Source organism: Paraburkholderia sp. BL17N1, assembly GCF_003634175.1.
Classification (GTDB): domain Bacteria; phylum Pseudomonadota; class Gammaproteobacteria; order Burkholderiales; family Burkholderiaceae; genus Paraburkholderia.
This window is the reverse complement of record NZ_RBIW01000002.1, coordinates 1,590,630-1,616,445: the sequence shown is the minus strand read 5'-3', so window position 1 is coordinate 1,616,445 and position 25,816 is coordinate 1,590,630. Positions and strand designations below refer to the sequence as shown.

Genomic DNA, 25,816 nt, shown 5'->3' with positions numbered 1-25,816 from the left:
AAAGCTCGGTGAAATCTGAATCGTGCGAACGAAGTGGCTGAGCCCACCGTTCACTTTGCGGCAGTTGCGCTCAGTGGGATGCGTAGCGCGAGCGTGGCGGTATTGCTGCCGGTTGTGTCGCCGCCGCTTGCTTCGCCTTGCTCGAAACTGCCGCCGTGCGCTTCCGCGACGCGCTTGCACAACGCCAGCACCCACGCGATCCGTTTCGCTTCGCGCGGCTCGCGCGCCTGCTTGCGGGCAAACGCTTCGAGCACATGAGGCAAGGCGGGATCCAGCAATGCGGCGCTGTTCGTGTCGTACGCGAGGCTGGCGTGCCACGTGCTCGTGTCGGCTTTCGTGGACAGAACGACCGTGGCGCCTTCCGGGCTCGTTTCGACCGCGAACGTCAGCATCAGCCATAACGCGGCAGCGAGGCGCTCGCGGTCGCCGTTGAGTTGCTCGGTGGCGAGTTGCGAGTCGAGCGTCACTTCCACGCCGCGCGTGCGAGCCAGGCCCGAGCGGACTTCTTCAACGGTTTCATCGAGCAACGGATGCAGTGGGAATGACGCACGGTTCAGCGCCAGCGATTTGGTTTCGGCGCGCGTAGCGTCGACGATCGTCTCGAGCAACTTGACCTGCTGGTCTACACCATTGCGAATGCCGGTGACGGCGCGCTGAGAGTTGGGGTCGTTCGCGTCGAGCTTGCGCTCCAGCACATACGCCCAGCTATGAATGGCATTCAACGGACCACGCAGATCATGCGACACCAGCGAAAGCACATGGTCACGCATGAACAGAGCGGTTTCCGCGCGCAGATGCGCGGTGCGTTCGGATACGGCGAAGCCGGAAGGGACCGGCTTTTCGCCGGCAGTTCCGGTTGAAGACGTTGTCACGATCGAGCCTCTCAGGCAGTTCATGATGGTTGAAAGAAGCCCCATTATAGGCATGCCGTCCGGCGCGACCAGCCTGGCCGGACGGCCAACTGGCTCGCAATCCGTGTGCCACGCGGCAATCCTCGGCATGCGGCGCCAACACGCCTACAATGTCGGTTTTTACGTTTTGACCTGAGGAGCGACATATGTCGACTGTGACTACCGAATCCGGCTTGAAGTACGAAGACATCGTTGAAGGCACCGGCGCCGAAGCCGTGGCTGGCAAGACCGTCAGCGTGCATTACACCGGCTGGCTGACCGATGGCCAGAAGTTCGACTCGAGCAAGGACCGCAATGACCCGTTCGCATTCGTGCTGGGCGGCGGCATGGTCATCAAGGGCTGGGACGAAGGCGTGCAAGGCATGAAGGTAGGCGGCACGCGCAAGCTGACCATCCCGCCGCAACTCGGCTACGGCGTGCGTGGCGCGGGCGGCGTGATTCCGCCGAACGCAACGCTCGTGTTCGAAGTCGAATTGCTGGGCGTCTAAGTTTTACGCTGTCCTGTGACTGCGCACCGTCGATGAGCCACGCCGCCGTTACCGCTCCTAGCGTTTCGCTGCGCCGCTACGGCGCGATCGAAGCGTCGGACGTGCACGACTTTCACCAGGTCGTGCTCGGGCTCGACGGCGCGATGGTGATGGCGGTGGACGGCATCGCGCAACGGCTGGATGCCGGCTCCGGCTGGCTCATCCCGGCGGGCGCGCGGCACGATTACGTGGGCGTCGGCGAAAACCGGCAGTTAGTGCTGGATTTGCCGGCCACATCGCTGGCCGTACCGGAACGCCTGTTCGACCGCGCGCGGGCCGTCCGTGTGGAGGGCTCGCTTGCGCAACTCGTGGAACGCATCGCGGCGCACGCGACCGGCGACGCTCTCGGCGACGATCTCGACTCTCGGCGTTTTCATTGGGACGCGGCCGCGCGCCTCGGCGCGGCGTTGGTCGCCGACGCGGGCGCGGCGGTTGGCGCACCGGCAGCGGGCGCGGGGCTCGACTTTGCGCGCATCGACCGCTGGTTGCGCGCGCATTTGTCAGAGCCTCTGCGGATGGCCGACCTCGCCGCGCATTGCGGCTTCGGCATGCGGCGCTTTCATCAACTTTTTATCGAGGCCTTCGGCGAGACGCCGCATCGCTATTTGCAGCGGCTGCGGCTCGATACGTCGCTCGCACTGCTCGCCGATCCGCGCCGTTCGCTGACGGATATCGCGTTGGATATCGGCTTCGGCGATCAGAGCGCGTACACGCACGCGTTCACGCGGCGTTTCGGACTGGCGCCCGGTCAGTGGCGCACGTTGCGTCACTGAGTTTTCGCGGCACCAGATTCATTCCACTGAGTCTCGCCGCGTCGGCTCCATTGCACTGACGGACAGCAATGAAGCTCGTTGCGCGAGCCGCCTGAACGGAGCGGCCCGCTAGTCCTGCTTCACACTGTTATTCGAGCCTTTGTCGCTCGAACCTTCCTCACTCAACCCGCCAGACCGCGTTCCAGATCGCCGCGGATATCGCCGGCATTTTCCAGACCGACGGCAAGACGAATCAGGCCTTCGCTAATGCCTGCCGCCGCGCGCGCTTCCGGCGTCACGCGACCATGCGTGGTCGTAGCCGGATGCGTGATGGTGGTACGCGTATCGCCGAGGTTGCCGGTAATCGAGCAGATCTTCGTGTTGTCGATCACGCGCCAAGCATTCGCGCGCATCTGTTCCGGCGTCTCGCCTTTCAATTCGAACGAGAGGATCGCGCCGCCCGCCTTCTGCTGACGCATGGCCAGCGCGTGCTGGGGATGCGATTCAAGCCCCGGATAAAACACGCGATTCACGGCCGGATGCGCTTCCAGCCAGCGCGCGATCTCGAGTGCATTCGCCGACTGCTTTTCGACGCGCAACGACAGCGTTTCCATACCCTTGAGCAACACCCATGCGTTGAACGCGGACAACGTCGGCCCGGCGCTGCGCACGAACGGAAACACCTTTTCCATGATGAACTGCTTCGAGCCGACCAGCGCGCCGCCGAGCACGCGGCCCTGACCGTCGAGGAACTTGGTGGCCGAATGCATCACGACGTCCGCGCCGAGCTTCAGCGGCTGCTGCAAGGCCGGACTGCAGAAACAGTTGTCGACCACGAACAGCGCGTTCGACGCCTTGGCGATCTTGCTGATCGCTTGGATGTCGGCGACTTCGGTCAGCGGATTCGACGGCGTTTCCAGGAAGAACATCTTCGTCTCCGGACGCACGGCGTTTTTCCACGCGTCCAGATCGGTCGGATCGACGAACGTGGTCGTGATGCCGAACTTGCTAAAGATCTGCGAGAACATGCCGAGCGTCGAGCCGAACAGCGCCTGCGAGCTGACCAGATGGTCGCCCGCCTGCAACGCCGACATCACCACCGACATGATCGCGGCCATGCCCGACGCCGTCGCCATGCAGGCTTCGCCGCCTTCGAGCGCGGCGAGACGATCCTGGAACATCGAAACGGTCGGGTTCGTGAAGCGCGAGTAGGTGTAGTTGTCTTCGGAATTCTTGAATTTTTCGGCCGCGTCGGCGGCGCTCTCGAACACGAAGCTCGAGGTCAGGAAAATCGCTTCCGAATGTTCGTTGAAGTCGCTGCGCACCGTGCCCGAGCGGACTGCCAGCGTGTCGAAGTTCAGGGAGTCGTCCATGTTGGTTCTGGTTTCCAATGTTCCATCGCTGCGTTCGGCCTCTGCGGCTCACATGCGAGGTGAGCGCGTGATGCCGAACGGTAGCAACAAAAAAGCCCGCTTTTGCGTCGGCATAAGCGGGCTTCATGTGCGGGGAAAGCTGGAGCGGAGGTAGATGAATGCGGCTTTTCCACCATTCGCTTTAGCTGTTTCGGGTTGCCCCGCGTCCGCAAGCTGAGTTCAAATCGACGCAAGCCGTCATGCTAACACGCTCCCGGCACGGCGTGCAGCGTGCCGTGCCGGGAGCGTGTAACTTGAATCGCGCTCAACCCACTGACAGTTGCAAATGCAATTGCGAACGGGCCGGCGCGCCGCCGTCGATCGCTTCGCTCGCGGCATCGCGGTCCGATTGCGAGGACGGTGCGAGACGCGCGGTTTCGATGCGGTCGAGGTACTCGGTGGTCACGTCGCCGGTCACGTAATTGCCGTCGAAACACGACGCTTCGAATTCCTTCAGCGCCGGGTTGATATCGCGCACCGCCTGTTTCAACGCGTCGACGTCCTGATAGACGAGGTGGTCCGCGCCGATCATGCGCGCGACTTCGTCGTCCGTACGGCCGTGGGCGACGAGTTCGCCGCGCGTCGGCATGTCGATACCGTAGACGTTCGGGAATTTCACCGGCGGCGCCGCCGAAGCGAAGATCACCTTGTTCGCGCCGGCATCGCGCGCCATCTGCACGATTTCGTGCGACGTGGTGCCGCGCACGATCGAGTCGTCGACGATCAGCACGTTCTTGCCCTTGAATTCGATGCCCATGGCGTTCAGCTTCTGGCGCACCGACTTCTTGCGCACGGCCTGGCCCGGCATGATGAAGGTACGGCCGACGTAACGGTTCTTGAAGAAGCCTTCGCGATATTCCACGCCCAGCTTCTTCGCGACCTGCATCGCGGCCGGACGGGACGAATCGGGAATCGGCATCACGACGTCGATTGGAACGTCGGGCAGCTCGCGCTTGATCTTCTCCGCGAGGTAGTCGCCCATGCGCAGACGCACGTTGTAGACCGGCACGCCGTCGAGCACCGAATCCGGACGCGCCAGATACACGAGTTCGAAAATGCAGGGATTCAGGCTCGGGTTGGTGGCGCATTGCTGCGAGTGCAGATTGCCTTCGATGTCGATGAAAATCGCTTCGCCCGGCGCCACGTCGCGCACGAATTCGAAGCCGATACCTTCAATCGCCACCGACTCCGACGCCAGGATCCACTCGACGCCTTCCGCCGTTTCCTGCTTGCCGAGGCACAGCGGACGAATACCGAACGGGTCACGGAAGCCCAGCAGGCCGTAGCCGGCAATCAGCGACACGATCGCATACGACCCGCGCACCCGGCGATGCACGCCGGACACCGCCTTGAACAGCGCAGCCGGATCGAGTTGCAGGCCCGAGCTGGAAAGCTGCAATTCGTGCGCGAGCACGTTGAGCATGACTTCCGTGTCGGAATTGGTATTGATGTGGCGGCGATCGATGCGGAACATCTCATCTTTCAGCTGCTGCCAGTTGGTCAAGTTGCCGTTGTGAGCGAGGATGATGCCGAACGGCGCGTTCACGTAGAACGGCTGGGCTTCTTCTTCGCTCGATGCGGAACCGGCGGTCGGGTAACGGACCTGGCCGATACCGGTGGTGCCGGGCAGGCTGCGCATGTTGCGCGTGCGGAACACGTCGCGCACCATGCCGTTGGCCTTGTGCATGTGGAAGTTGCTGCCGTTCGCTGTCGCGATGCCGGCGGCGTCCTGACCGCGATGCTGCAGGAGCAGCAGGCTGTCATAGATCAGCTGATTGACCGGAGAGTGGGAAACTACGCCTACGATGCCGCACATGGCATGTCCTTCAAAGGTACGAAATTCGTCATGGCGGCCGCTGCCTGCGATCGTGTCCCAAGGGACTTCCTTCGAGACGTTAGCGAAGCTAAGCGACCGAACGTAAAGGCAGCCGGTTTGCGCCGGTGTCCTGCTGCGTCTCCCTCGCCGCTCGCCTGATCGTCACACTCGGACGTAAGCAGCCAGCGGCTCGGGAAGCAGCGGTTTCATTACGTGCACGCCCTCGACCGCATAGGGCCGAAGCAAGGCGTTGCGCCAGAATTCCTGTTGGGGCAGTTCGGTCAAGCCAGCCAGGGCGACCAGAATCAGCACCAGAATGACCCCGCGCACGAGGCCGAACATCAAACCGAGCGAACGGTCCACGCCGCTCAAGCCGGTTGCCTGCACGATGCGGCTCAAAAGGGCGTTCAGCACGCTCGCCACCAGCACCACACCGACCACCACCAGCGCAAAGGCCAGCAGCCATTGGGTCAACGCGCCGCCCGGCCACGTGGACGGGATATACGGGACAACGTAACCCACAAAGCGGCAAGCAATGAAAAACGCCGCGATCCAGCCGATCAGCCCGAATATCTCCGACAAAAACCCGCGCCATGTGCCGCGCAGTGCTGACAAACCGATCACCGCCATTACAGCGTAGTCGAAGGCAGTGAACATCGCTCGCTTACTGTGCGGTGCCGCTGTTCGCGCCCGACGTCAAGCCGACCTCGCGAACCTTTGCAATGGCCGCGCTCGCTGCTGCGCGGTCGGCGAACGGGCCGGCTCGCAGCAACGTGAGCGTGGAGCCGTCAGCCTGCTTGCGATGTTCGGTATATGCGGGCACACCGGCCGCTTTCAACTTGGCCGCCCAATTGCGTGCGTTGGCGTCGTTCGCGAAGGCGCCGAGTTGGACGGCGAAACGGCTGCCCGCCGGCGACGCCGGCGTGCCGGAATTCGCGTCCGCGCTGGCGGCCGTGTTCGAGTTGTCGGAACTTGGAGCTTGAACAGCCGGCGCGGTCGCGGCGTTATGCGTGACCGGCGGTTTGGCCGCTGGTTTGGCAGGCGTTGCGGGCGCCGCCGGCGTAGTGTTCGCCGCCACGGACGGTGCTTGCGGCTTCGGTGCCGGCTTGGTTGCGGACGCCGCTGCGTTCGTCTCCGTGCTCGCTTGCATCGTGGTGCCGGACTGGCCTTGCCTTGCTGCCGTTGCCGGCGCAAGACCGGATGCGGCGAGTGCCGCGTCTGGCGTTGCAGGATTATCCGGCGCTACGCCGGCCTGCGTGTCTTCCTGAGCTTTAGCGAGCTTCGGCGCAGGACGGCTGGGAATGTCGATGGAGATGTCGTCTGTGACGGGCTTAGGGTGCGAGTCCAGCACCATGGGCAGGATGACGACCGCCGCCACGACCATCGCGATCGCGCCGACGAGCCGGCGACGCGCACGCTGCTTTTCCGGCAGCGTAGGGTCGAGCAGCATCGCATCGGCGTCTAAGGTGCGCTCCGTGCGGCGGGTTCGCCGCTCCACGCGCTCGCCACGGGCGGCCCGGGAGGAACTGGTGTTTGCGCCGCGCCGGGTGGGCACGTCGTCTTTCTTGCCGAACGAGAAAATTCCCATGAATCGCTTGGTTCGAGCCTGGCGCCCGTTCAGTGTTGCTGCGATTTACGGTAGGCCATCACGCCTGCTACCGTATAGAAACTGCCGAAAACCACGATTCTATCATTCTCTGACGCTCGTTTTAGCGCGTCTTGGAAAGCCTCTGCCGGCGTGGCGTAACGCGTCACGCTGCTGTCGACTCCCTGTTCCACGCCCTGCTCGCGCAAGGCCGCTTCGAGTTCTTCCGCTGACGCCGCCCGTGGTGTCGGCAAATCGGTGACGCACCAGTGATCGATTTCGCCTTTCAGGTGCGCCAGCACGCCGGCAATGTCCTTGTCGCGCATCGCGCCGAACACCGCGTAGGTGTACGGGAAAAAACCCATGTTGCCGAGATTTTGCGTCAACACCGCGGCCGCGTGCGGATTGTGGCCGACATCCAGAACGACGGCCGGCTTGCCCGGCAGCACCTGGAAACGTCCCGGCAGTTCCACGTTGGCAAGGCCGAGGCGGATGTCTTGCGCCGAAACCGGCAGACGGTCACGGAGCGCTTCGAGCCCGGCCAGCGCCGCCGACGTGTTGATCAACTGGTTCGCGCCGCGCAGTGCCGGATAAGCCAATGCCGAGCGCCGCATGGTCGGGCCGACGTAACTCCATTGCTGGCGCTCGCTGCCGGCCTGGCCTTCATAGCGGAAATCGCGGCCGAACAACCACAATTCGGCGCCGATTTTCTCCGCCTGATCGATCAGCGATTGCGGCGGCACCGGGTCCGCGCAGATCGCCGGCTTGCCCGGACGGAAAATACCGGCTTTTTCGAAGCCGATTTTCTCGCGCGTGTCGCCGAGATATTCCGTGTGATCGATATCGATGCTGGTGATGATCGCGCAATCCGTGTCGAGGATATTGACCGCGTCGAGGCGACCGCCCAGGCCGACTTCGAAAATCACCGCGTCCAGTCCGCGCGAAGCGAACAGACTCATGATCGCCAGCGTCGTGAATTCAAAGTAGGTCAGCGTGACCGGTTCGGCGAGGCTCAAGCGCGCGGCTTCGACGATTTCGAAGTGCGGCAGCAGATCGGCGTCGCTTGCCATTTCGCCGTTGACCCGCGCGCGCTCGTTGAACGTGAGCAGATGCGGCGAGGTGTGACAGCCAACCGTGAATCCGGCGCGCAGCAGAATCGATTCGAGGATCGCGCACGTGGAACCCTTGCCGTTCGTGCCGCCGACGGTGATGACCGGACACGCGAACGACAGTTGCATCGCGTCGCGCACCTGGCTGATGCGGGCCAGCCCCATGTCGATGCCGACCGGATGCGCGGATTCAAGGTGCGTGAGCCACGCGTCGAGGGTGGGGAATGTGGTCATCGGGCGAATCGCGAGTAAATCGATTAGGCAGTGTTGCGAATGGGCGCGGAGCGAAGCGGGCGGCTGCGGCTGCGGCTGCGGCTGCGGTCAGAGTCTCGTCCCGGCGGGCGCCACTTTATGCGCGCAAACCACGCACACCTGCGCTGGCCGCACCGTCAGCAACCCTCGCCGCGTTGCGAGACCGTGATTATCCCGGAAATGACAGCGCGCCGCTTGATCACTCACGCGGCGCGCTATTTTTTACTGCTTTTCTAACGGCCGCCGCGCTCGAGAAAGCGCGACGACGGTTCACGGCGGAGCCTGCTTACGCGACTGCGTCAGCCGGTTGATGACTCAGCAGCGCCATCAGTTGAGCAAGCTCTTCACGCAGCTTGCGACGGTCGACGATCATGTCGATCGCGCCCTTGGTCAGCAGGAACTCGGCGCGCTGGAAGCCTTCCGGCAGCTTCTCACGCACGGTTTGTTCGATCACGCGCGGACCGGCAAAGCCGATCAGCGCCTTCGGCTCCGCGATCACCACGTCGCCGAGGAACGCGAAACTGGCCGACACGCCGCCCATGGTCGGGTCGGTCAGCACGGAGATGAACGGCAGCTTGGCTTCAGCCAGCTTGGTGAGCATGGCCGTGGTCTTGGCCATCTGCATCAGCGACAGCAGGCTTTCCTGCATGCGCGCGCCGCCCGAAGCGGTAAAGCAGATGAACGGCACTTTCTGTTCGAGTGCGTTCTGCGCGCCGCGCGCGAAGCGCTCGCCGACCACCGAGCCCATCGAGCCGCCCATGAACGAGAACTCGAAGCAGGCCACCACCACCGGCAGCGTATGGATCGCGCCGCCCATGACGACCATCGCGTCGGTTTCGTCGGTGTCGTCCATCGCCTCTTTCAGGCGGTCCGGATACTTGCGGCTGTCTTTGAACTTGAGCGCGTCGACCGGAACGATTTCCTGGCCGATCTCATAACGACCTTCCGGATCGAGCAGGCCGTCGAGCCGCTCACGCGCGCCGATGCGCATGTGATGGTCGCACTTCGGGCAAACATGCAGATTGGCCTCGACGTCGTTACGGTATAGCACCGCTTCACACGACGGGCACTTGATCCACAACCCTTCCGGAATCCCCTTGCGGTTTTTCGGGTCGGTTTGTTTGATTTTCGGCGGCAGCAGCTTGTCGAGCCAGCTCATAGTGAATCCTTCTCGGGTCTACGATCGCGCAAACGGCGGGACAAGCCCGCCGCTCACACTGCAGAAGACAAAAATAACTGTTATCGGGCAGTCGCGACGCTATCCAGCGCCTCGCGCACTTCGGCGACGAAACGCGTCAACGTCTCGGCAGCGGCTTCGGGCGCGGCCTGTTCGAGCAGTTGCACGATGCGGCTGCCGATCACGACGGCATCGGACACTTCGGCCACCGAACGCGCGGTTTGCGCGTCGCGGATGCCGAAACCGACGCCCACCGGCAGGGGAACGCGCGACTTGATGCCCGGGATTTTACTCGCGATGCTGGAAACGTCCAGATTTGCCGCTCCGGTCACGCCTGTTAACGACACATAATAGACGTAGCCGCTGGCAATCTTGCCGACTTCCGCGATACGCTCGTCGGTCGACGTGGGCGCCAACAAGAAAATCGGATCGATGCCGGCAGATCGCATCTGTTCAGCGAAGTTAGCACACTCTTCGGGCGGATAATCGACAACCAGTACGCCGTCTACGCCGGCGTCCTTCGCCGTCTTCGCGAAGGTTTCGGTACCCATGCGTTCGATCGGATTGGCGTAACCCATCAGCACGACGGGCGTGGTGTCGTTGGTCTCGCGGAAGCGTTTCACGTCGGCGATCACAGTGCGCAACGACACACCTTGGGCCAACGCCCGTTCCGACGACTGCTGAATCACCGGACCGTCGGCCATTGGGTCGGAAAACGGCACGCCGAGCTCGATCACATCCGCGCCGCCGGCAGCGAGCGCATGCATGAATTCGACGGTGCGAGCGGGATCCGGGTCGCCGGCCGTCATGAACGGGATCAGGCCTTTCTTACCCTGGGCGGACAGCGCAGCAAACGTGTTCTTGATACGGGACATGGAATATTCTCGGATTTGGGCTACTGCGCGGCGTGCTGATGGCACGTCGCTCATTGCACTTCGGTCTGCCGTTGAGTTTTGGCTTTGACCCGACGCGCTACAGGCGGATTGGCAGCCGCGCTGACGCGTTCGCGCGCAATCGCGCAGTAACTCTCATTGATTTCATAGCCGACGAATTCGCGCTGCTGACGGGCGCAAGCGACTGCGGTGGTGCCGCTGCCCATGAAAGGATCGAGCACGCGCCCGCCCTTCGGACAACTTGCCAGCACCATCCGCTCGACAATTTCCAGAGGCTTCTGGGTGGGATGCGCGACGCGCTCGGCATGTTGCCGATGCAGCCGCGAGACCGACCAGACATCTTTTGGATTATAGCCAACCTCGAGCCACTTGCTGCCTTCGAACAATTTGCGCGAACGCGCCTTCTTCGTAGCGGCATCGTACGGGATGCGGACGGGATCGAGATCGAAGAAGTAATCCTTCGACACCGCGAAAAAGCCGATGTTGTCGTGCACGGAAGTGAACCGGCGCACCGTTCCGCCCATGCTCGGCACACGCCGGTCCCAGATGATTTCATTGATCATCGTGAGTTTTGTCTTCAGGAAGCTGAAGATTTCCGGCGCGTACTGCCAGGTGCAGAAAATGTACAGCGAACCTGACGGTTTGAGCTTCGGAATAGCCAATTCGAGCCAGCCACGTGTCCAGGCGAGAAAATCTTCGCCCGTGCGCATGTCGGAGTCGTTGCCATAATCCTTGCCGAGCCCGTAGGGCGGATCACATACGATCAGATCGATCGATCCGTCGGGAATGTTCGCAACATCGGTCAGAAAATCGCGGTTCAACAGCTGGATGCCGGCAGGCACCTGCGGCAACAGCAATGCAGACGCCCCGGCCGCCGGACTATCGGCGGCCGGCGTTTCCGTGGTTTCAATGGCCGGCTGCGGCTCGTCGAACTCGTCACGCATCGTCGCGGCGCTCAGAACTGAATGCCCGATCGCTCGGCGACCGTATGCATGTCCTTGTCGCCGCGGCCCGACAGATTGACCAGAAGGTACTTGTCCTTCGACAGCGTCGGCGCGAGTTTCGCGGCATAGGCCAGCGCGTGGCTGGATTCCAATGCCGGAATGATGCCTTCGATCCGGCAGCAATCGTGGAACGCCTTGAGCGCTTCTTCGTCGGTGATGCCGACATATTCAGCGCGTTTGCTGTCTTTTAGCCACGCGTGCTCGGGGCCGACGCCCGGATAATCCAAGCCCGCCGACACCGAATGCGTCTCGATGATCTGGCCGTTCTCGTCCTGAAGCAGATAGGTGCGGTTGCCGTGCAGTACACCGGGGCTTCCGCCGATCAGCGACGCAGCGTGGCGGCCGGATTCGATGCCGTCGCCCGCTGCTTCGACGCCAATCAGTTTCACCGAAGTGTCGTCAATGTACGGATAAAAGATGCCCATGGCGTTCGAACCGCCGCCAACGCACGCAATCACCGCGTCCGGCTGACGACCGACCAGCTCAGGCATCTGCACCTTGCATTCGTCGCCAATCACGCGCTGAAAGTCGCGCACCATCATCGGATAAGGATGCGGTCCCGCCACCGTGCCGATGATGTAAAACGTGTTTTCGACGTTGGTGACCCAGTCGCGCATGGCTTCGTTCAACGCGTCCTTCAGGGTCCGCGAGCCGGATTCAACCGGCACGACGGTCGCGCCGAGCAGTTTCATGCGGTACACGTTGGCCGCCTGGCGGCGCACGTCCTCAGCGCCCATATAGACGACGCATTCCATGCCGAAACGCGCGGCGATGGTCGCCGTGGCCACGCCATGCTGACCGGCGCCGGTTTCCGCGATCACGCGCGGTTTGCCCATGCGCTTGGCGAGCAGCGCCTGGCCGATCACATTGTTGACCTTGTGTGCGCCGGTGTGATTCAGGTCTTCGCGCTTGAGGAAAATCTGCGCGCCGCCGAGCATTTCGCTCCAACGCTGAGCATGATAAATCGGCGACGGACGGCCGACGAAATACTTCAATTCGCGCTCGTATTCGGCGACGAATTCCGGGTCTTGCTTATATTGGTCGTATGCCGCACGCAGCTCGTCGAGCGCGTGGACCAGCGTTTCAGCGACGAACACGCCGCCAAATTGGCCGAAATGGCCTCTTTCGTCAGGCAAGTTATACATGGTGATCACTTTTCTCAGTGTGGCGCGCGGTTCTCATGCAAGACGACCGCCGCGCCGGAATCATTCGGCGTCCGCCACGCGCACTGCGCGTACGAATGCCGCCATCCGGGCGTGATCTTTCACGCCCTTGGCGCCCGGCGTTTCGATGCCGCTCGAGACATCGACCGCGTACGGGCGCACGCGATGGATCGCTTCACTGACGTTTTGCGCGCTCAACCCACCACTCAAAACGGCCCGACGCGCGAGCTCTGCTGGAATAAGTGACCAATCGAAGACCTTCCCGCCGCCGCCGTATCCTTCGACATGGGTGTCGAACAGAAGGCTGCTGGCTGCTGAATAGCTAAGAGCCGATTTTACCAAATCGGCCGGCTGAGTATCCGCCGCAACGCGCAACGCGCGCAACCAAGGCAAACCCGCAACACCGGCGAGCGATTCGCACTGTTCGGGCGTCTCATCGCCATGAAACTGCAGCAGCGTAAGTCCGACGTTGCTCACGACCTCGCGGATCCAGTCCGGCGTGGCGTTGACGAACAAGCCGACCACCGAGACGAACGGCGGCACATCGTGCACCAGCTCGACCGCCTGCGCGACGCTGACCGACCGCGGGCTCGGCGGATAGAACACGAGGCCGATTGCATCGGCGCCGAGGTCGATCGCGTGGAACACGTCTTCAGGCTTTGACAGGCCGCACAGCTTGATGCGCGTGCGATGCGGCGCGGCCTGCTGCGGGGCGCCTTCGTGGGATTCGTTTGCGAGGTTTTCGGTTGAGTTCATGTTTGCGCTTGCTCGGTCCATACGGTACTCCACGGCACGCTGCCCGTGTGCGGCGCGGGCACGGCGAATTGCGCAGGATAGCCCACCTGCGCCAGATACAAACCGTCCGGCATGAAGGTCGGCGCAGCGAAATCGCGATCGCGGCTCGCGAGCACCTCGGCCATCCATTCGACCGGACGGCGGCCACCGCCGATGTAGACGAGGCAGCCCATCAGGTTGCGCACCATGTGGTGCAGGAACGCGTTCGCCCGAAAACGGAAATGGACGAAGTCGCCCTGTTGCTTCACGTCGATCTGATACAGGTGCTTGACCGGCGTTTTCGCCTGGCATTGCGACGAACGGAATGCCGAAAAATCGTGTTCGCCGAGCAGATGAGCGGCGGCCTTCCGCATCGCGTCGACGTCGAGCGCCGTATGCACCCAGCCGGCCCGTGTCGTCAGCATCGGCGAGCGCACCGGATGGACATACAGCACGTAGTAATAGGTCCGCTCGAACGCGGAAAAACGCGCGTGGAACTCATCGGGCATCGGCTTGGCCCACTGCACCGAGATCGTCTTCGGCAGGAACGAATTGGTGCCGCGAACCCAGGAAACGTCGGCACGATCCAGTTCGGTATCGAAGTGCACGACCTGCCCAAGGCCATGCACGCCCGTATCCGTGCGACCTGCGACGACGGTTTGCACCGGTGTCTGCGCAAACTCGCGCAGTGCCCGTTCAAGCTCGTCCTGCACGGTGTTACGGTGCGGTTGCGACTGCCAGCCACAGAATGCCGAACCGTCGTACTGCACGCCTAGAGCAATACGCTTCACGACAACGGAGCGAGCGTCGAGAGTAACGCGCGGGCCTCGGTGCGCGTACCCGGATCGTTCGCCTCGATCACTTCGTTGATGAGCGCGCGCGCGCCGGACAGATCGCCGAGTTCGATGTATTCGGCCGCCAGTTCGAGCTTGTTGCGGGCGATGCGGCTGAGATCGCTCTGCGTAAACGCCGGCAACGGCTGGGCCGGGCTCGGCGGTAACTCGAGGTCGAAATCGAGCTTCAACGCGCCGAAGCCGGCCGCACCCAGACCGCTGCCAAAACCCGCGCCCAAGCCCGCGACGGCCGCGTGGCCTGCGGTGCCGGCAGTGATTTCGTCGGCGATATGCGGCGTGTCGTCGTCCGGGTGGAGCAATGGCACGGCTTGTTGTGCCGTGGTTTCCGGCGACGCGACCGGCTGGCTCGACAGTGAGGCGGGCGCTTGCAAGGCATCGGCGGGCGACTCGACGCGCGGGGGCAATGGCATGTCGAGGCTGCCGAACGCATCGACGGCGTCGCGCGGGAATTCGGTCGGCACGGCTGCGGGCGCGGACTGCGGTTGCGCTCGCGGTTCTGGCTCGCTCGACGGTTCCAGCCGCGCAGCCGGCGCGTCATCCCATTGCAGGCGGTGGGAGGGTTCCACGTGCAAGAAGGCGTCGTCGACGGGCTCCAGCGGCGCCAGGGGCAAGGCCTCTGCGCCTAGTTCCGCTGCGGCGGCAAGGCTCGCGGCCGTGGTCGCGCTGTCGAAGTCGTCGTGGTGGGACGCTGGGAGGGGTTCGGGATTGGCACCGCTCTGAGCGGACGGAGCAATGGCTGGATTCAACTGCTCAGGTTCGACGGATGCGGGTGTTGCGGCGCGCTCTTGTGAGATGTGGTCGGGCGCGCTGAGGTCGGGTGAAGGGAAAGCCCTGCGGGCTGCGGGAAGGTCTTGTGCTGCGTGGTCTGCGGCTGGGTGCTCGGCGTGCACTTGATCGGCCGCCGTGCTTTCGGCGGCGGTATGTTGGGCCTCGCCGTGCCCGGCGGCCGTGCGTTCCGCAGCAGCACGCTCAACCTCTGCGTGCTCCGCCGCCGTGCGCTCTGCCGCTGCAGCTTCAGCCGCAGCCTGCTCCGCTGCCGCCCGCTCCGCCGCTGCATGTTCTGCCGCCGCGTGTTCTGCCGCTCTCTGTTCTGCCGCTGCCCGTTCCGCCGCGGCCCGCTCTGCCGCGGCTTGTTCTTGCACTACACGTTCCGCCGCCTCTTTCTCCGCCGCCTCCCGCGCGGCAGCCTGACGAATCTCCGCGTCGCGCTCTGCCGCAACCCGTTCCGCCATTTCACGCGCCGCCGCGTTGCCTTCCGCAGCTTCACGCTCCGCAGCCGCCTGTGCCGCCGCATTTCCAACGACCGCATCAGCGCCGACGTCCGACGCTCCGCGCGCCGGAGTCTGCTCGGGCGTCGAAGCGGCGTCCTGCGAGCCCGTTGCCCGCGCGGACACCCCCTTATCGCCGTCCGCCGACGCAGCCTCCGCCGCCGCCCGTTCTCGCTTCCGCCGCCCCATACGCAGCGCCGTCAGCAGCGCGACCAGCGCCGCGCCAATCGCCGCCGCCACGCTCAACTCCGTCTGCGACATGCCGGCAGCGTTCGACGTCGATGCCACCGGCGTCGCGCCATGACTCGGCACAGTCGCCGCTGACGACACGCCAACCGGCGGCTGCGCGACCCCGGACGACGCCGTGCTCGTAGCGGGCGGCGTCCCACCGATGCCGTGCTTCTGCAGTTCCATCAGCACGCGATTTTTCAGCGCGAGCAATTGCTGCAAGCTCGACACCTGCGCGCGTGGTTGCGATGCCGGCTGCGCGGCGGTCATCGCCGGAGTCGTTCCGGCGCCCGCCGTTGATGCGCCCTCAGCCTCGCTAGCCGAGGGCTGAATCGAGCCGGCCCACTCATGGGTGCCGCTGGCCGGCAATGCCGCCGCCTGCGATCCCGCGACCGGCGCGGATGCAGCCGTGCCACCCGGCGTTGCCGAGCTTGCTTCGGTGGCCGCACTGGCCATCGCCGAAACAGCGGGAGCGGCCGGCGTCGCCGCGCGCGCCGCCGCACTTGCTGCGCTTGCCGCCGCCGCATTGACCTGCGCCACGGCACTTGCCGCGTCGGCCGCCGGTGCCGCGTTGGTTGTCGCGTTGGGTGCCGCATTCGATGCCGAACCAGGCGCCGCCGCAACACCCGCCGCCGACGCCGCCAGCGCACCCGACGCATCCAGAACCGGCACCGTCAACACCGCGCCCAGCCGTAACCGGCTTGGGTCGTGGCTCATGAAGGCATTCGGGTTCGCATCGAATAACGCGCGCGAGGCGCGCGCGAGCGTCGCCTTGTCATGCGACTGCGTGACGGCAATCGCCACGTCGTTCAGCGACTGCCCGGGCCGCACCGTCACCTGGCCGCCGTTCGCATACGAAACGGAGGCGGCGTCCGGCGCGCCGGCGGCGTCGCCCGGCGCAGCGACCGCGCTGCCCACGCCAGCGCACGCAAGCGCAGCGGACACAGCGGCGGCGGCCGTCAACCGGCTCGCACCCTGAAGATTGAACATAGCCCGAAGGGATGAGAGTCGAAGGTTCATCGGGACTCCTGGCGCGTCAGCGCGCAGCCCTTTTTTGCGGTTGGAAAGAGACAAGATAATCGGAACACACAATGAAAAAAGCGCCGCGCAAGCGCGACGCTTCTTGAGTTTTCTACGCGTCGTGAGCGCGTAGTTTACTTTACTTGTCGAGCACAATGCGAAGCATGCGACGCAGCGGTTCCGCGGCGCCCCACAACAGCTGATCGCCGACCGTGAAAGCCGACAGATATTCGCCGCCCATCGCCAGTTTGCGCACGCGGCCGACCGGCACCGTCAGCGTACCCGTCACCACCGCTGGGGACAGATCGCGCATCGACGCTTCGCGCTCGTTCGGTACGACCTTGACCCAGTCGTTGCCCGACGCGAGGATGCTGTTCACCTCGTCCAGCGGCACGTCCTTATTCAGCTTGATGGTCAATGCCTGCGAGTGGCAGCGCATGGCGCCGATCCGCACGCACAGGCCGTCCACGGGAATCGAACCTGGCGCGCCCATGGCCGGCTTGCCGAGAATCTTGTTGGTTTCCGCGCCGCCCTTCCACTCTTCCTTCGACATGCCGTTGCCGAGATCCTTGTCGATCCACGGAATCAGCGAGCCGGCGAGCGGCACGCCGAAGTTGTCAGTCGGCATGCGGTCGCTGTTCATGGCGGCGAGCACGCGACGGTCGATGTCGAGAATCGCCGACGACGGATCCGCCAGGTCTTCCTTGGCCGCGCCGTACAGCGTGCCCATTTGCTGCAGCAGTTCGCGCATGTTTTGCGCGCCCGCGCCCGAAGCGGCCTGATACGTCATGGCCGTCATCCAGTCGACGAGGTTTTCGCGGAACAGGCCGCCGAGCGCCATCAGCATCAGGCTAACCGTGCAGTTGCCGCCGATGAAATTCTTCTGGCCCTTGACCAGCGCGTTCTTGATCACGTCGAGGTTGACCGGATCGAGAATGATGACGGCGTCGTCCTTCATACGCAGCGACGAAGCCGCGTCGATCCAGTAGCCGTTCCAGCCCGCAGCGCGCAGCTTCGGGAACACTTCGTTCGTGTAGTCGCCGCCCTGGCACGAGATGATCGCCTCGCACTTCTTCAGGTCGTCGATGCTTGTTGCATCTTTGAGCTTGGTCTCGTTTTTGGCGAACGACGGCGCGTTGCCGCCCGCGTTGCTGGTGCTGAAAAACACCGGTTCGATAAGATCGAAATCGCCTTCCTGCTGCATGCGTTGCATCAGGACGCTGCCGACCATGCCGCGCCAACCTACGAGACCTACGTTCATGACTTCATACCCTTCGAATGGAAACTTCCCCGCATCTTTGCCCGCAGTGACCGCGCGGGGAAGATGAGCGGGCACGACGGACGATCAGCGTTTCGTGATCGTTTTCGGGGTAATCGTTTTGGTGGTGGTAATGGCGAACTCAACCGCACGGGCCGTTTTGCCGTGCAGTGTCGAAATCGAGGAGATTTGAGCTGTATGCGCCATCGCCACAATATACACGAAAACCGGAATCCGGCGACGTCAATGTCCGCCGTTGCCGTGCGTCGCTGTTGTCTGAATTGCGCGCGAAACGGCCTGTTTCGAGGCAGATTCGCGCTTTAACGGCCGTATGTGAACCTGAAGACCGCTTATCTTGCCTGCGAGCTTACAGCGCGGCGACAACCGCGTCGCCCATCGCGACAGTGCCGACCTGCTTGCAACCCGGCGTGAGAATATCGCCGGTACGATAGCCCTGTTCGAGCACCTTTTTCACCGCGTTTTCGATGCGATCCGCCTGCTCCGCCTTGTTGAGCGAATAGCGCAGCATCATGGCCGCCGACAGAATCGTGGCGAGCGGGTTCGCGACGCCCTTGCCGGCGATGTCCGGCGCCGAACCGTGCGACGGCTCGTACAAGCCCTTGTTGTCCTTGTCGAGCGAGGCCGACGGCAGCATGCCGATCGAACCCGTCAACATGGCCGCTTCGTCGGAGAGAATGTCGCCGAACATGTTGCCGGTGACAACCACGTCGAACGCCTTCGGCGCCTTCACCAGCTGCATGGCGGCGTTATCGACGTACATGTGCGACAGTTCGACGTCCGCATATTCCTTCGACACGTCGATCATCACGTCGCGCCAGAACTGCGAGGTTTCGAGCACATTGGCCTTGTCCACGCTCGTCAGCTTCTTCTGGCGCTTTTGCGCCGCCTGAAACGCGACGTGCGCAATGCGGCGCACTTCCGGCTCCGAATAACGCATCGTGTCGAAGCCTTCCTTCGCGCCTTCGAACAACCCGTCCGGCGACGAACGCACGCCGCGCGGCGCGCCAAAATAGATGTCGCCGTTCAGTTCGCGCACGATCAGGATGTCGAGGCCGGAAACGATCTCTTCCTTCAACGACGACGCGCCCGTGAGCTGCGGATAGCAGATCGCCGGACGGAAGTTCGCGAACAGTTGCAGGTGCTTGCGCAAACCCAGAATGGCCTGCTCCGGACGCAGCGCGCGTTCGAGCGAGTCGTACTTCCAGTCGCCGACCGCGCCGAACAGGATCGCGTCGGCTTCTTTCGCCAACGCCAGTGTCGAATCGGGCAGCGGGTGGCCCTTCGCTTCGTAGCCCGCGCCGCCAACCGGCGCTTCTTCGAGTTCGAACTTTTCGCCGAGCACGTTCAGAACCTTGACGGCTTCCTTGACGATTTCGGGACCGATGCCGTCGCCCGGCAACACTGCGATTTTCATGCGAATTCCTTGAGGTTTGCTTCGAGACTGTTGAGTGCCCTGGACCCGTCGCTTCGCGCCAACCAGCCGCGCGGGGACAAGAAAAGTCGGAGCGGCCTTGGCGTTTTTTCTGGGAACTTGAATCAGCCGGCGGGCCTGGTTAGGCCCCGACGAACGCCCTTATCCGACGATGCGGTGATTCAGCCAGGGCTGCTTCGCAATACGCTCCGCTTCGAACTGGCGAATCTTGTCCGCGTGCCGCAACGTGAGGCCGATGTCGTCGAAACCGTTCAGCAGGCAGTATTTGCGAAACGCCGCGACTTCGAACGGATATTCGGTGCCGCCGTCCGACGTACGCACGACTTGCGCCTCGAGATCGATCGTCAGGCTGAAGCCGTTGAACGCATACGTTTCGTTGAACAGGTGATCGACTTGCTGCTCAGTCAGCACGATCGGCAACACGCCGTTCTTGAAGCAGTTGTTATAGAAGATGTCGGCGAAACTCGGCGCGATCAGCGCGCGAAAGCCGTATTGCTCCAACGCCCACGGCGCGTGCTCGCGCGAGCTGCCGCAGCCGAAGTTCTTACGCGCCAGCAGCACCGAAGCGCCCTGATAACGCGGCTGGTTCAGCACGAAATCCGGATTCAGCGGACGCTTCGAATTGTCCTGACCCGGCTCGCCGTGGTCGAGGTAGCGCCATTCGTCGAACGCGTTCGGGCCGAAACCGGTGCGCTTGATCGACTTCAGGAATTGCTTCGGAATGATCGCGTCCGTGTCGACGTTCTCGCGATCGAGCGGCGCCACGACGCCGGTGTGTACGATGAATTTATCCATGACGCTTGCGCCTGTTTCAAGACCGGGCAATGCGCGCGGCGGCCGGAAAGCCGCTCGGCGCACAGCCGGCAAAAAATCAAAAACCGCTTATTTTTCAGCGTGGTTGCTGATCGAATTGCCGAGGTGCGACATGTCCTCGCCGAATCCGTGCACCGTGTTGCAACCGGCCAGACCGAGCAATAGCCCAGCCAGCGTACCGAGAGCGAAGCGGCGCAATAGAGTGGTGCGATTCATGTTCTTCATCATGCGTGTTTATCCAAGCTTGCGAATATCGACGAAATGCCCTTCGATGGCCGCAGCCGCAGCCATTGCGGGGCTCACGAGGTGGGTACGGCCACCGGCGCCCTGACGACCCTCGAAATTCCGATTCGACGTGGACGCGCAACGCTCGCCCGGATCCAGCCTGTCGGCGTTCATGGCGAGACACATCGAGCAACCCGGTTCACGCCATTCGAAACCGGCATCGGTAAAGACCTTGTCGAGGCCTTCACGTTCCGCCTGCGCCTTCACGAGACCCGAACCCGGCACCACCATGGCCAGACGAATGTTCGGCGCCACGCGGCGGCCCAGCTTCTTCACGACGTAAGCCGCGGCGCGAATGTCCTCAATGCGCGCGTTGGTGCACGACCCGATGAAGATTTTATCCGGCTTGATCGATTCGATCGGCGCATTCGGTTCGAGCGCCATGTATTTCAGCGCGCGCTCGATGGCGTCGCGCTTGACCGGGTCTTTCTCGCGATCCGGGTCCGGCACGTAGCCGTCCACGGCCGTGACCATTTCCGGCGACGTGCCCCACGTGACTTGCGGCACGATCTCGGCCGCGTTCAGTTCGACCACGCGATCGAATTGCGCGCCTTCGTCCGACTTGAACTGCTTCCAGTACTCGACCGCGTGATCCCACTCCACGCCTTCCGGCGAGAACGGGCGGCCTTTCAGATATTCGATAGTGGTGTCGTCCACCGCGACCATGCCGGCGCGCGCGCCTGCTTCGATCGCCATGTTGCAGACCGTCATGCGGCCTTCCATGGAGAGCGCGCGAATGGTCGAACCGCCGAACTCGATCGCGTAACCCGTGCCGCCTGCCGTGCCGATCTTGCCGATGATGGCCAGCACGATGTCTTTCGCGGTGCAGCCGCGCGGCAACGCGCCTTCGACCTTCACCAGCATGTTCTTGCTCTTCTTCTGCAAGAGGGTTTGCGTGGCCAGCACGTGCTCGACTTCCGACGTGCCGATGCCATGCGCCAGCGCGCCGAACGCGCCGTGCGTGGACGTGTGCGAGTCGCCGCAGACGATCGTCATGCCCGGCAGCGTAGCGCCCTGCTCCGGCCCGATGATGTGCACGATGCCCTGACGCAGATCGTTCATCTTGAACTGCGTGATGCCGTAAGCGTCGCAGTTCGAATCGAGCGTATCGACTTGCAGCTTGGAAACCGGATCGGCGATGCCGTGGCTGCGGTCGGTGGTCGGCACGTTATGGTCCGAGACCGCTAGGTTCGCGCTAATACGCCACACCGGACGCTTGGCCAGCTTCAGGCCTTCGAACGCTTGAGGGCTGGTGACTTCGTGCAGCAGGTGACGGTCGATATAGAGAATCGTCGTGCCGTCTTCTTCCGTGTGGACCACGTGTGTGTTCCACAATTTGTCGTAGAGAGTCTGTGCCATGGTATGCGGGGTAGTAATGACTTCGGGCTGACTGTGTCGGTCGATTATGCCACGCAGAACCTCGCTCCGGGCCGCTGAATCTCGCGAAAAACCGATAAAAAACAGGGAGTTGGGTGGTAGTGGCGATACCTGTATCGGCGTTACCCGGCAAGGGCGCGCGCGTAAGCTGGTTGCTTGCAAACGAAATCTGTTCCGGAGCGAACAAACCTGTTCGTTGGAAATGGAACAAAGAAAGCTGTTCTGGCGGCAAGGATCCGTCTCTGGATTTGCGTCTCAAGGACCGGGATCTTCGATACTGGCAGCGTGCAGGCGATCAAAATCAAGAATAACGATCTCCCCGAATTTCAGATCGACGATACCCTGACTCTCGAGGTTCTTGAGCAGCTGGTTCGTCGTCTGCCGTGTAAGCGAAACCATTGAAGCCAAGGTGTCTTGCGAAAGCTTTATCCTGCTCCGTTCGGCATTAATCCCGCCGTAGCCGCCAGCGATCAGCAATAAGCGACTTGCCAAGCGTTGAGCGGCCGGCAACAGTGTCATGGCTTCGTTGTTTTCGAAGGAGATTCGGATTTTTTGCGCCATCAACAAGCCAAAATTCCGCCAGTAAGCAGGGTTAGCCTTAAGCAGGCTTTCCAACGGTGCACCGGGTACATGAAGCACGAGAGTGTCACTTATCGCCGAGGCATCGTGCGGACGAGGCAGCCCGTCGAACATCGAGATTTCCCCGATCCAGGCGGTTGGCCCAAGTACGGCGAGCAGCGCCTCTTTTCCATCCGCTCCGACGGTGCCGATCGACAATGCACCGTCGAGAACCGCGTACAGGCCGAACGACTGGTCGCCGCGCCGATAAAGCTGTTGCCCCTTCTTTAGCCGGAGCAGGTCAGAGTGAGCGACAAGATAGTCCTGAAGCTCGATCGGTAAATCCTTGAACCACGGTGTTGTTGCCAGTTGTGGCCTATAGCTTTGTACGTGGGAATTCATTTGGCGCCAATCTGTCGGGTAGCTGATAGATATTAGCCGGTTTCGACGACATGATCGGGGCTCATGTCTGACGGCGCGGAGAGGTTATCGCGGGCGTCGGCCCTGTTCGAGCGGCACGAGTGGCAGCAATGGCAAAATGCCTGGGGCATGCCGCACCACGTGAGTCGAACGAATCTCTTCCTTTACGAGGTACGCAGTCGTGGAACATAAACATATTCCGGGTCTTGTCGATGTCATCAAGGTGGATCAGCCTGCCGGCATCCTTCAAATCGCGCGTGACGGCACGCTCGACCGCGCCTTTGGGTCAGGCAAGCCACTGCTCAACCGTCTGTTGGTCCGCCGCATACTCGGGGTGCTGTCGTACAAAGGTCATCGATTCCCGACGATGAGCGCGAGAAAGGCAATTGGACGCGAGATCCAGCAGGACGCGTTGTGGCACAAACTCAACGCCGCCGCACCGGATATCCGCGCGGCCCCCGCCGACCTGGAGCCATTGGCAGCGTGGGTTCGCGGCACAAACACTGACGTTGCAGTCGGGCCGCTTGTGCAGCAGGTCATAGGTCGTTTATTCAGTCCCACCTTCGAAGCTGGCGAGGCCACCTGGGCCGCTGCGCAAGTCCTTGCTGCATCGCTTGCGCCGGGCAATGCGCTGCGTAATCTGGCCTGGAAAGTAACCGGCAAGGTGACGCGCGCCAAGGCGTTACTCGTTTCGATGGTCGGTGGAGACCTTGCAGGCGTCCACGCCGTCAGCGTAGCAATACACAATGTCGTAAAAGGCCTGAATCACATGCGTGGTCTTTATCTCGACGCCTCGGTGCGGCAGACACTCACGGCCGAGGTGGCCAGCCATCGCTGCCTTTTCGCCCCAGGCGTGGTCCTTCGTCAAGCGACATCGAGTGGATCGGTCGGTGGCTGCCCTTACTCCGCGGGTACGCTGCTGTTGTTGGAGCTGGAGAAGGCTCGGCAGACGAGTGGCGACGAATCGATGATTTTCCTTGCCGACACCTGGAGTCGCTGCCCGGCCGAGCAATGGGTGCCTGCGATGCTGGAAGGTGTATGGAGGCGAGCCACAAGCGCTCGTGAACAGTAAGACCCGCTTCGTTTGCACCGTAGCCGGTGTGTACGCGTCGAGCAAGCATATCGGCAGTCGAGACATTCTCATGGTCATTCGGCCGCCGGTCTTCGTGAAGGCACCTGATGGACTTTCTCCCCATGGACACTCTCGAACGAAACCGCCCGTTGTCTGCATCCGAGATGTTGCTCGCTCGTTGGATGCTTGAGCATGGCGAGCCAAAGACGCGAGAGTTTCTCGAACAGCTCGCAGCGGCCGAGGTAACGCCATCGCGCTGTCCTTGCGGCTGTGGGTCCATCAATTTCCAGATCAAGGGCCGCGAACCTGCACCACCGGGCGCACACATCCTCGGGAACTTCATTTCCGGCCCGGACACTGCGCCGGCCGGAATATTCATATTCGAGAGCGGCGGTTTGTTGAGCGGCATCGAGGTCTACGGGCTGGCGGGCGACGCTCCTGCACAGTTGCCCCGAGAAGAGACGCTTCGGCATTTCTCTACCGGTGGCGGTGTCATCGAAGGTCCTGGCTCGCACGTCGAACTGGCCGTTAGCGGCAGATCTCGCGTTTCGACACGGCACTTGAGGGCTGTCAGTTTGTAAGCGTCATACGAGTTGGCACAGTCGTTGCGCGAAGGCAGAGACTAATAGGGCTCTTGCTATGTCTGTCATCCTGATCGTTGACGACGACTCGGATTCGTTATGGCTACTCCAGGTTGTTTTAGAGGGGCGCGGCCACCACGTCGTACTCGCTGACGATGGCCATCCGGCGTTGGAGATTGCAAGTCGTTACCTTCCCGATGTAATTGTCACTGACTGGAACATGCCATGCATGGACGGGGACGTCCTGTGCGAGCGGCTCAGGTGTTATCCGGCGCTGGCCCTGATTCCGATCATCATGACCTCGGCGCAGTCTGCGCCATCAGATAGAACCGGGCTATGGAATATCTTTTTCCGCAAGCCTGTCGATATCGAACTACTCGCGGCGACCGTCGACTCCCTGGCGGCAAAGCGCTTGGAAAACAGGTCAAGCCGGCCTCACTGCGGAGCCACGCCGCTATGTAGGTGGCCCGCGGAAGCTCTGAAGTACTGGGCATAGCAGCGCTGCGTTTGATCGGGCAGGCAGCAGTGACTTTCCAGGGATTGTCCTGCGTTTTCCAGCGGCGCTCGACCATCTCTTACACGATGGCAGCCCAGCAAACGAATCGGTGCCGCGTTCCGAGCAGGAGGACTAAAGGACACGGGCAACTCGACGTCGAGTGTCGTTCGCTATCCAAGGCTTGAGGCCGATAATTCACCAAAGACACCGCCCACCTGTCAGCTCGACCACTGCGCAAAATCTACAAAGAATGACCGAGTGCGTCCTGCTCATTCCTTGCTCTCAGGAAAGAGACATCCGCCATTGCGGACCAGCGCCTTTATCTCTTCGCCCACCTGCAAGGGGCTTCCGCGTAAACGAGCAACGAAATCCTTGCGACGCCGCACATACGACTTCGAATCGTGCTTCGCGCTCCAAAGGACGATGGCAAGCACGATGGGAATGAGATCCAGGCCCTTCTCGGTTAGCGTGTAAAAGTCCTTGCGCCTGTCGTCGGGGTTGGGCGCCCTCGAGAGAATTCCTTGCTCGTCAAGAAAGGCAAGGCGCGAAGCAAGCACATTGGTCGCGATCCCTTCTTCCGATTTCAGGAACTCGCCATACGTCTTCTTGCCGACGAAAACGATATCGCGAATGATCAGGAGCGACCACCGGTCGCCGAAGATCTCCACGCCGTAGTTCACCGCGCAGTGGGACCGAACGTCTTCTTTGGATGTCGTCGTCTTCATGGCTGGATTTTAACATCGCTTGCGTAACGCAAG

Annotated in this window: 25 protein-coding genes; 5 read left to right on the top strand and 20 right to left on the bottom strand. The window is 62.5% G+C overall.

Features of this window, described 5'->3' with window-relative positions; genetic code table 11:
• Positions 1 to 50: 50 nt before the first annotated feature.
• The gene (locus B0G82_RS27200) at positions 51 to 872 is read right to left on the bottom strand and encodes a HAMP domain-containing sensor histidine kinase (RefSeq protein ID WP_116149082.1); all 822 of its coding nucleotides are present in this window, start codon (positions 870 to 872) and stop codon (positions 51 to 53) included.
• 185 nt (positions 873 to 1,057) lie between these two features.
• Here B0G82_RS27200 and B0G82_RS27195 point away from each other — a divergent pair, with 185 nt between their 5' ends.
• Positions 1,058 to 1,399, top strand: coding sequence for an FKBP-type peptidyl-prolyl cis-trans isomerase (locus tag B0G82_RS27195; protein WP_027803023.1), 342 nt, complete (start codon positions 1,058 to 1,060; stop codon positions 1,397 to 1,399).
• A gap of 32 nt (positions 1,400 to 1,431) precedes the next feature.
• Positions 1,432 to 2,211 carry an AraC family transcriptional regulator gene (locus tag B0G82_RS27190; protein ID WP_121309645.1) on the top strand — a complete coding sequence of 260 codons (780 nt, stop codon included), beginning with the start codon at positions 1,432 to 1,434 and terminating at the stop codon, positions 2,209 to 2,211.
• Positions 2,212 to 2,372: 161 nt separating this feature from the next.
• Here B0G82_RS27190 and B0G82_RS27185 read toward each other — a convergent pair whose 3' ends face one another.
• The 18 genes from B0G82_RS27185 to B0G82_RS27100 all read right to left on the bottom strand — a co-directional run bounded on the left by B0G82_RS27185 (position 2,373) and on the right by B0G82_RS27100 (position 22,891).
• Positions 2,373 to 3,563: an O-succinylhomoserine sulfhydrylase gene (locus B0G82_RS27185; protein WP_121309644.1), complete on the bottom strand. Its 1,191-nt coding sequence runs from the start codon at positions 3,561 to 3,563 to the stop codon at positions 2,373 to 2,375.
• 304 nt (positions 3,564 to 3,867) lie between these two features.
• Entirely contained in the window at positions 3,868 to 5,418 is a 1,551-nt protein-coding gene (purF, locus tag B0G82_RS27180; RefSeq protein WP_106282621.1) for an amidophosphoribosyltransferase, read from the bottom strand.
• A 162-nt stretch (positions 5,419 to 5,580) separates the two neighbouring features.
• On the bottom strand, positions 5,581 to 6,075 hold the full coding sequence (locus B0G82_RS27175) for a CvpA family protein (protein WP_116122642.1): 495 nt from the start codon (positions 6,073 to 6,075) through the stop codon (positions 5,581 to 5,583).
• A gap of 7 nt (positions 6,076 to 6,082) precedes the next feature.
• Positions 6,083 to 7,006, bottom strand: a complete 924-nt coding sequence (locus B0G82_RS27170; RefSeq protein ID WP_121309643.1) for an SPOR domain-containing protein — start codon at positions 7,004 to 7,006, stop codon at positions 6,083 to 6,085.
• Between the two features lie 29 nt (positions 7,007 to 7,035).
• Positions 7,036 to 8,346 (bottom strand): bifunctional tetrahydrofolate synthase/dihydrofolate synthase, encoded by a 1,311-nt coding sequence (gene folC, locus B0G82_RS27165; RefSeq protein ID WP_121309642.1) that lies wholly within the window; start codon positions 8,344 to 8,346, stop codon positions 7,036 to 7,038.
• 304 nt (positions 8,347 to 8,650) lie between these two features.
• Positions 8,651 to 9,523 (bottom strand): acetyl-CoA carboxylase, carboxyltransferase subunit beta, encoded by an 873-nt coding sequence (gene accD / locus B0G82_RS27160; protein ID WP_012428630.1) that lies wholly within the window; start codon positions 9,521 to 9,523, stop codon positions 8,651 to 8,653.
• 80 nt (positions 9,524 to 9,603) lie between these two features.
• Positions 9,604 to 10,416 carry a tryptophan synthase subunit alpha gene (gene trpA, locus B0G82_RS27155; RefSeq protein WP_116122646.1) on the bottom strand — a complete coding sequence of 271 codons (813 nt, stop codon included), beginning with the start codon at positions 10,414 to 10,416 and terminating at the stop codon, positions 9,604 to 9,606.
• A 50-nt stretch (positions 10,417 to 10,466) separates the two neighbouring features.
• On the bottom strand, positions 10,467 to 11,378 hold the full coding sequence (locus B0G82_RS27150; RefSeq protein WP_121309641.1) for a site-specific DNA-methyltransferase: 912 nt from the start codon (positions 11,376 to 11,378) through the stop codon (positions 10,467 to 10,469).
• Positions 11,379 to 11,389: 11 nt separating this feature from the next.
• Positions 11,390 to 12,583, bottom strand: a complete 1,194-nt coding sequence (trpB, locus tag B0G82_RS27145; protein WP_121309640.1) for a tryptophan synthase subunit beta — start codon at positions 12,581 to 12,583, stop codon at positions 11,390 to 11,392.
• 60 nt (positions 12,584 to 12,643) lie between these two features.
• Positions 12,644 to 13,357 carry a phosphoribosylanthranilate isomerase gene (locus tag B0G82_RS27140; RefSeq protein ID WP_121309639.1) on the bottom strand — a complete coding sequence of 238 codons (714 nt, stop codon included), beginning with the start codon at positions 13,355 to 13,357 and terminating at the stop codon, positions 12,644 to 12,646.
• Positions 13,354 to 14,166 carry a tRNA pseudouridine(38-40) synthase TruA gene (truA, locus tag B0G82_RS27135; protein WP_121309638.1) on the bottom strand — a complete coding sequence of 271 codons (813 nt, stop codon included), beginning with the start codon at positions 14,164 to 14,166 and terminating at the stop codon, positions 13,354 to 13,356. Before truA ends, B0G82_RS27140 begins: the two co-directional genes overlap by 4 nt.
• Complete coding sequence (locus B0G82_RS27130) at positions 14,163 to 16,745, bottom strand: FimV/HubP family polar landmark protein (protein WP_121309637.1); 2,583 nt, start codon at positions 16,743 to 16,745, stop codon at positions 14,163 to 14,165. The genes truA and B0G82_RS27130 overlap by 4 nt, the downstream gene beginning before the upstream one ends.
• Before the next feature lie 139 nt (positions 16,746 to 16,884).
• On the bottom strand, positions 16,885 to 18,006 hold the full coding sequence (gene asd / locus B0G82_RS27125; RefSeq protein WP_121309636.1) for an aspartate-semialdehyde dehydrogenase: 1,122 nt from the start codon (positions 18,004 to 18,006) through the stop codon (positions 16,885 to 16,887).
• Between the two features lie 364 nt (positions 18,007 to 18,370).
• Complete coding sequence (leuB, locus tag B0G82_RS27120; RefSeq protein WP_106313336.1) at positions 18,371 to 19,438, bottom strand: 3-isopropylmalate dehydrogenase; 1,068 nt, start codon at positions 19,436 to 19,438, stop codon at positions 18,371 to 18,373.
• A gap of 159 nt (positions 19,439 to 19,597) precedes the next feature.
• Complete coding sequence (gene leuD / locus B0G82_RS27115; protein WP_116122652.1) at positions 19,598 to 20,251, bottom strand: 3-isopropylmalate dehydratase small subunit; 654 nt, start codon at positions 20,249 to 20,251, stop codon at positions 19,598 to 19,600.
• An 87-nt stretch (positions 20,252 to 20,338) separates the two neighbouring features.
• Positions 20,339 to 20,497: an entericidin A/B family lipoprotein gene (locus B0G82_RS27110; RefSeq protein WP_116122653.1), complete on the bottom strand. Its 159-nt coding sequence runs from the start codon at positions 20,495 to 20,497 to the stop codon at positions 20,339 to 20,341.
• Between the two features lie 6 nt (positions 20,498 to 20,503).
• Entirely contained in the window at positions 20,504 to 21,913 is a 1,410-nt protein-coding gene (gene leuC / locus B0G82_RS27105; RefSeq protein ID WP_106282608.1) for a 3-isopropylmalate dehydratase large subunit, read from the bottom strand.
• A gap of 273 nt (positions 21,914 to 22,186) precedes the next feature.
• Positions 22,187 to 22,891 (bottom strand): Crp/Fnr family transcriptional regulator, encoded by a 705-nt coding sequence (locus B0G82_RS27100; RefSeq protein WP_121309635.1) that lies wholly within the window; start codon positions 22,889 to 22,891, stop codon positions 22,187 to 22,189.
• 199 nt (positions 22,892 to 23,090) lie between these two features.
• On the opposite strand from B0G82_RS27100, the gene B0G82_RS27095 reads away from it, so the two are divergent.
• From B0G82_RS27095 to B0G82_RS27085, 3 genes are all read left to right on the top strand, one after another.
• Positions 23,091 to 23,981, top strand: coding sequence for a hypothetical protein (locus tag B0G82_RS27095; RefSeq protein ID WP_121309634.1), 891 nt, complete (start codon positions 23,091 to 23,093; stop codon positions 23,979 to 23,981).
• A gap of 122 nt (positions 23,982 to 24,103) precedes the next feature.
• Positions 24,104 to 24,562 (top strand): hypothetical protein, encoded by a 459-nt coding sequence (locus B0G82_RS27090; protein WP_147439577.1) that lies wholly within the window; start codon positions 24,104 to 24,106, stop codon positions 24,560 to 24,562.
• A 58-nt stretch (positions 24,563 to 24,620) separates the two neighbouring features.
• Positions 24,621 to 25,058 (top strand): response regulator, encoded by a 438-nt coding sequence (locus tag B0G82_RS27085; protein WP_116147001.1) that lies wholly within the window; start codon positions 24,621 to 24,623, stop codon positions 25,056 to 25,058.
• 269 nt (positions 25,059 to 25,327) lie between these two features.
• Here B0G82_RS27085 and B0G82_RS27080 read toward each other — a convergent pair whose 3' ends face one another.
• Complete coding sequence (locus tag B0G82_RS27080; protein WP_106282603.1) at positions 25,328 to 25,783, bottom strand: helix-turn-helix domain-containing protein; 456 nt, start codon at positions 25,781 to 25,783, stop codon at positions 25,328 to 25,330.
• Positions 25,784 to 25,816 lie beyond the last annotated feature (33 nt).